Annotated in this window: 5 protein-coding genes and 1 other RNA gene; all 6 read right to left on the reverse strand. The window is 43.5% G+C overall.

The window, feature by feature from the left end:
* Positions 1 to 167: 167 nt before the first annotated feature.
* Positions 168 to 557, reverse strand: an RNA gene (gene rnpB, locus D0463_RS10035) — RNase P RNA component class B.
* Between the two features lie 69 nt (positions 558 to 626).
* Positions 627 to 938 (reverse strand): cell division regulator GpsB, encoded by a 312-nt coding sequence (gene gpsB, locus D0463_RS10040; RefSeq protein WP_117307269.1) that lies wholly within the window; start codon positions 936 to 938, stop codon positions 627 to 629.
* An 89-nt stretch (positions 939 to 1,027) separates the two neighbouring features.
* Positions 1,028 to 1,573: an SLOG family protein gene (locus tag D0463_RS10045; protein WP_117307270.1), complete on the reverse strand. Its 546-nt coding sequence runs from the start codon at positions 1,571 to 1,573 to the stop codon at positions 1,028 to 1,030.
* A gap of 66 nt (positions 1,574 to 1,639) precedes the next feature.
* Complete coding sequence (locus D0463_RS20410) at positions 1,640 to 2,128, reverse strand: CotD family spore coat protein (RefSeq protein WP_483295729.1); 489 nt, start codon at positions 2,126 to 2,128, stop codon at positions 1,640 to 1,642.
* A 369-nt stretch (positions 2,129 to 2,497) separates the two neighbouring features.
* Entirely contained in the window at positions 2,498 to 3,778 is a 1,281-nt protein-coding gene (locus D0463_RS10055; protein ID WP_117307271.1) for a ribonuclease H-like domain-containing protein, read from the reverse strand.
* Positions 3,779 to 3,795: 17 nt separating this feature from the next.
* A complete protein-coding gene (locus tag D0463_RS10060) occupies positions 3,796 to 6,075 on the reverse strand; it encodes a DEAD/DEAH box helicase (protein ID WP_117307272.1) in 2,280 nt (759 codons plus the stop codon).
* Positions 6,076 to 6,352 lie beyond the last annotated feature (277 nt).

Consider the following 6,352-nt stretch of genomic DNA (forward strand, 5'->3'; position numbering starts at 1 on the left):
TGCACCTGCTTTCTATTTATAAGAGCAACCTGTCTGCCGTTTATCATATAGAAATTATTCTCCATTTTCAACATCGTTCTCTTCAAACCGTTCACTTTTTTATGAAAATAAAAACTCTCCTCACAGGAGGAGAGTTATTTATTGATTAATGTTAGATTATGAAAACGTCCTGTAAGCCATGTTTTGTTCCTCAGTACTGCAGTCGACTATTCATCTCGTACTTCGGCGGTAATCATCTATCTACAGGAGCACTACACTCCTGTCCTTCTCCTCGTTCGTTTCCAAGGAAGAAAGCGCCCCTACCATAATTTGGGTTTCTCGCTCGTGGGGTTTACCTCGTTCCACCCTTTTCATTTCTGAAAAGGCTACGTCACTGTGGCACTTTATAGGTATTCATGCCATATCCTAATAGACTTAGACATTTTCCCGGCCGTCAACAAGCACAAGCTTGCTGCCCTGGCTTATTTTTTCGCCAGGCACAAACACTACGCGCATCTCAGCGCGTGCGAGCATGGACTTTCCTCTACAGCAAAATGCTGCAGCAATTACCTGAACGTTATACATAACATACCTTATTATAGTAAATACAGGAGCAAACATCAATGGCAAATCTTGCTCATAGATGATTAATCATACAATTTACTACCAAAAACATGCTTTTCAAGGTTGGATAGCCTTTTAAGGATATCAAAGTTAGTCGTGCCTGGCGTAGCACTTGTTGCTGGTTGGCTTGACCGTCTTGGGGTATCATCAGCCAGTTTCCTCAGCCTTAGGTTCTCCTGCTTTAAATCTTCAATTTCTACGTGGAAAGCTTCATAATCCTTTATGACCAAATCCAGGAATTGATCGACATCCTCCGGTTTATAACCACGCATCGCCGTTTTAAAATCTTTTTCAAGAATATCTTTCGCCGTTAATTTTATCTTATCTGATAGCATAAGATTCACCACCTCAATACTTTCACCATACATTGTTATTATATTATTTTTTCAAATATACTTTCATTTGTCAACGATACATCATTATGTTAATTCCAAGTTTCTTCTTCTGCAGCCTGCTGGAGGTCATCAAAGGAGATCTGGAAAATTGGATATGAGCTAGTTTCCGCGTATTTCTTCGCTTCAGAGTAAGCATATTTGGGTGTGCCATCTTTTTCTTCGTCATACACGATAATCACGCCATCACTTTTTCGAACCATGAATAGATTCTTCATCCTTAATTGCTGTGGTCCTTCATATGGTCTTTTAGAAATGGAATCAACAAAGTCTGCCCGGGACAAAATACGTTCATAATATTCCCGGTTTCCCTCATTCCAAGATTCTTCCTGCTTCAAAAATGGGGTTAAAACGCCAAGCTTCAGTTGTTCATATTCGGTTTTGAGCTCCATGACAACTTCCGCGGACCATAGCTCCACACCGAGTTGGCCGGAAATGATGATCCATTCCGCTCCTTCTTCAACGAGCGGCAGCAGACGTTGCCTTATGGCTTTTTTTATATATTTTACACCTTCGTGGTCATTTTTAAAGATGCCAAATTCAAAAGCTTTATAGCCGGTTATGTATATGACATTCAATTAAATTGCTTCCTTTCTGATAGAAATAATATGGAACAAGGGCTGTTATAGCCCTTGTATTAATCGTTAAAAACCAAATGGCCTTCTTGGAGGGCAGCATGGTTGTTGATGGGTCGTCGGTCTAGGTGGCCTGCCAGTGCAAACGAGATGCTGGTTGTAACATTCATTCACAGTGGATTGAGTTTGTGGAAAATAGTGCTGATGCTTAAACACATGTTTATTAACATTGGTTGTGTGTGATGGATGAACGTGTGGCACTACATGCGGAAACACCATTGTGTTCACATTATTCTGGGCGGGCGATACTTGTGTTGGATGCACTTGAGTTGGTCCCATTCCGGTCGGACCAAATGGACCAGGACCGGCAGTGGCAGGAGAAACCATTTGCGGACCCATTCCTGGGCCAGGGTATGGTCCCATTTGTGCCCCCATTACCGAAGGACTTGGACCTGCATATGGTCCCATTTGTGCTCCCATTACCGAAGGACCTGGGCCTGCGTACGGTCCCATCGCTTGAGAACTTTCGTCTTTCATGCCGTATTTATGATGTCCCATGTGGTGGTGATGACCATGCTTTTTCATATATTCCATAAGAAAAGCGTCCCCTTTCTTCATAGTTTATTGGTACAATAATAGACTATGATTTCAGAGGTACAGTTGTACTAGTCAAAAAACCTAATTTTATAATAATAAAGTATATACACTATTCTTTAATGTAGAAAAAATAAATACAGTTAAACATACGATTACAAAAAATAAAACCATAACTGATTTATACATATTCTCCGCCCCGTTTAGTAATTTAGTTGATCTTTAACAACTATAATTTTACACGCATTTTCAGAGCGGTACAATGGCTTATTTAACTTTTTTTACACTTTCATGACATTTAGATGACAATTATATCAACAATTACATTTGAGACTACGATTTCAAAGAGCCTAACTTCCGCCGCAACCGTTCACAGCGTTTTATAAGATCCTTTTTTACCGATTCAATTGCTTTGGTGGGGCTCCGGCCCCCGCCTGGCTGCTCCTCTAGTTCACTAAGAAGGCCGGAAGAAACCTCTAAGGCTTTTTCGTATTCCTTATAATGATGCTCCAATAGCTTGCTCAATTCAAGTATCGCTTCGATTCTTTGCTTTTCCGAGCCTGTAGCGGCCACCTCAAACCATAATCCATAAGCGGAATCGTACTCTTTACTCTTTTTCTTTTGAAAAGCGATCGCGTGCTTCGCCGAAATCCGTTCTCCTTCATTTCCATCTGCAAGGATACGGGCGTACGTTTTAAATGCTTCTTCTTTCTTCCCTAGATAAGCAAGCCAGCGCGCAATTTCGAGTGTTTCTTCGTTATAGCCGTCAACCTGGAGAATTTGTCTCGACAAGTGGATGTAAAGGGTGATTAACGAGAGAATATCCATTTCATTATGTTTAATCACGCCAAATAATATATCCGGATTCTTTCTCTCGACGAAATCAAAATAAATCATCGGTGCCAAATATCCGGGAATATCATTTTCCCTTCTCAAACCCAATATTTCCTCTTCTACGGTGGACAATTTCACTTTTTCCAGCTTATTTTTCCAAAGCCTTCTGGAGGCATGGTACAAATCAAAATGTCCGAACTCCGGCAATAAAGGCACATGTTCCTTGATAAGTGTATGCCTTGTTTTTAACTGCGGCCAGTCAAACGCCTTCCCATTATAGGTGACTAAGGTTTCATAATTGATATGTTCCAAAAAACTTTGATAAAGTGGAATTTCGTTACCTGGCCGGGGCAATACATGCTGCCGGACAACAATTTCTTTTTCTTCAAGAAAGGCGTAGCCAAGCAAAAAAATCGTGTTTCCAGCACCGCCGCCAAGACCCGTCGTTTCCGTATCAAAGAAAAATAAATCCTCGCTTGAAAGTCCCTTCGCGGATAGCGGATGGTCGAGTGCTATATGGTTCCACAGATCGATCACTGTGTTTAATTCCTTAAAGGAATAGTTCCCGTGCTGATAATCGATCGGGTAGCGCACCTCCCGGATAAAACAATGTTCCCCGTCGAACCAATACGCTGTTGTATCATTTTTCTGCCATTCTTCCATGAATGGAAGAGCTCTATTTTCAGAAACTTCCTCTTGAAAAGCCACCTTATTTTTTATTTCTTGGACGTCAAGGTTCATGTGGCTTTTCATCCGGCCCAGTTTATTTTTTAAAGACAATCGTGTCACCCCATTTTTTAAGAAACAATGCCTGAAGCATAAAAGCTTAACAATTGGATCGCGTCATGCTTCGCGGTTTTAGAAGCAGCATTCGTACCGATGCAGGAAGGACAGCCACTTTCGCATTGGCAACGCTCTACCATATTCCGCGTCTCGGTTAAAATCGTCTCAACATTTTCATAGACCTTTTCACTGAGGCCAATGCCACCAGGATAACTGTCGTAAATAAAAATGGTCGGTTTCTCATTATGGGCTGCTTTCACCTGAGGATATACATGGATATCGTGAGGGTCGCACATGACAAAAAGCGGAACCATGTGGTTCAGTGCATGGGAGGCTCCAATCAGTCCCTGCTCCATGCGGTTATCATTCCAATCAAGAATGCCGGGATGTATCGAAAGCATGGCCGAACTCGTATGCAGCTCCATTTCCGGCAAGGTGATTGGACCAGAGCCGATATTATCATGGCTCTCGAATTTGATTTTCTTAAAAATCGTTGCCATCGCCCTGACGGATACGTCGCCATAAGCTGCTTCATTCGTGTGATAGGTTTTGCTTTTATCCACTTCGAGCACGGATAATTGCACGGCTAAATTGGCGTCTGTATAATAATCCACATTCACTTCGCGGACATAAGCTTTCTTCTCTTCCCAATCAAGCAGTTCGACCTGGTATTGAACTCCCTGATGTAAATATATCGCTTCATCGTGAAGCAAAGTCATCGCGCTGAACGTATCCATTTCCCCGATTACCTTATTATCAGGAGCATCTGTCTGATCGATGATGACGACATTTTCCTGCGACGCTGAACGGAGGCTGATATCATGGGCAGGGAAGGCATCGTTCATCCAATACCATTTGTCACCGTTTTGATGAAGAACCCTTTCTTCCGTCAGAAACTCAAGCACTTCCATGATTTCCGCCCTGCCGAACGTATCTCCCTTTTTAAACGGCAGTTCATAGGCGGCGCACTTAATATGATCAACAAGAATGACCAGGTTGTCCGGATTGATCCTGGCTGTTTCGGGACTGCGCGAAAAGAAATACTCAGGGTTCTGTATCATGTATTGATCCAGCGCGCCGGAACTCCCGACCATGATGATCAATGCCTCTTCATGTCTACGCCCTGCGCGGCCCGCCTGCTGCCAGGAGCTCGCGATGGAACCCGGATAACCTGTCATGATGCATACCTGGAGCTGGCCGATATCGACGCCAAGCTCAAGGGCATTCGTGCTGACGACTCCATAGATGCTGCCCTCGCGCAGCCCTTTTTCAATTTCACGCCGCTGCTTGGGCAAATACCCGCCGCGATAACCCCTGATCGCTTTTGGCCCGAGCTGTTTCGCGACTAACTCCTGTAAATAAGTCAAAAGGATTTCCACCCTGACCCGCGAACGCGCAAAGACGATCGTTTGAATCTTATTCCGCAAAAATTCCATCGCCAGGCTTCTGGCTTCCAAAACAGCACTTCTGCGAATATTCAGCGGCTTGTTGACAACAGGAGGATTATAGAAAACAAAATGCTTCTTTCCGCTGGGAGCACCATTATTGTCGACAAGCACCATTTCTTGTTCGGTAAGATGTTCAGCCAATTGCTTCGGATTTGCGATCGTGGCCGACGTGCAGATAAAAACCGGATCACTCCCATAAAAATGACAGATCCGTTTCAGCCTCCTGATGACATTAGCCGTATGGCTCCCGAATACGCCCCGGTATATATGAAGTTCATCAATGACAACATATTTGAGATTTTCAAATAGCGATACCCATTTCGTATGGTGCGGCAAAATCCCCGAATGCAGCATATCCGGATTGGTAATGACGATATGCCCGGCTTTACGAATCTTCTGGCGGATATTAGAAGGTGTGTCCCCGTCATATGTATAGCTGTTTATCTCCACTTCCATTTCATCAATCATCTCGTGGAGCTCGCTCTTTTGGTCATAGCTTAATGCTTTGGTTGGAAATATATATAACGCTCTCGTTTTCTCGTTTTCAAGAATGGATTGAAGCACAGGTAGGTTGTAGCAAAACGTCTTCCCTGATGCCGTGGGGGTTACTGCGACCAGGCTTTTCCCTCGGATTGCCGCATTAAAGGCGGTAGCCTGATGCGTGTAAAGGCCAGGTATGTCTCTCTTTTCAAGCGCCTTCCTTATCCGTTGATCCATTCTATCCGGAAAAGGAACGGTTGACGCATCCCTCGATTCAATCGTATGCCAGTGTGCGATATTATCTTTAAACGCTTCATTATTTTTTAATTCTAATATGATTTCCTGCAAATTCTTCCGTAATTTCATAGTTCTCACCCCATCCCTTTCATTCTACCGAATAAGCGTTCGATTAAAAAGGAAAAAATCATTTCCTTATACAGGAAATGATTGTCATTGATCTAAGGTTTAGGTTCTTCACGAAAGGAAGTGGTTTAAGCTTTGATTATCCGGTTGATTTCCGCTCCAGGTGCCCGCTTTCCGCGGGCAGTCCGGCAGCCTCCTCGGCAAAGGGCATGCCTCCGGGACTTACACAGGATGTGTTGGCGTCGACGTAAGACATAAGGACGTGGCAGATCTTAGTCGA

Origin of the sequence: Bacillus sp. V59.32b (assembly GCF_003429085.1) — a bacterium.
In the GTDB taxonomy this organism is placed as follows: domain Bacteria; phylum Bacillota; class Bacilli; order Bacillales; family DSM-1321; genus Peribacillus.

Excerpts from the sequence above, each read along its gene's own strand:
- gpsB (WP_117307269.1), bottom strand. The coding sequence starts at position 938 with ATGCTATCAGATAAGATAAAATTAACGGCGAAAGATATTCTTGAAAAA.
- D0463_RS20410 (WP_483295729.1), bottom strand. The coding sequence starts at position 2,128 with ATGGGACATCATAAATACGGCATGAAAGACGAAAGTTCTCAAGCGATG.
- D0463_RS10060 (WP_117307272.1), bottom strand. The coding sequence starts at position 6,075 with ATGAAATTACGGAAGAATTTGCAGGAAATCATATTAGAATTAAAAAAT.